Source organism: Phormidium sp. CCY1219, assembly GCF_055795085.1.
Map to the genome: position 1 here is coordinate 1 of NZ_JAYFEQ010000066.1, position 216 is coordinate 216.

Below are 216 nucleotides of genomic sequence, written 5' to 3' on the forward strand. Positions count from 1 at the left end.
CGGAATTACTGAACGAGATTCTGTGGTCTGCCAAGCGCCCATTCAAGGATGCTGCTGCCGTCAACTCAACTCGATGGACGTTGTATCGGGCTTTGTCTCAAACAGACCTTCCTGTAGAAACAGGCACCGGTGGTAGAATCAAGTTTAACCGCTCTGGTCAAGAATTAACTAAAACACACTGGCTAGATGCTGCTTGTGTTGGGAAATCAACACCAG

1 pseudogene is annotated in these 216 nt (G+C 48.1%); it reads left to right on the forward strand.

From position 1 onward, the window contains the following. Positions 1 to 216, forward strand: a pseudogene (locus tag AC0QH1_RS00450) (RNA-guided endonuclease IscB); the annotation flags it as partial.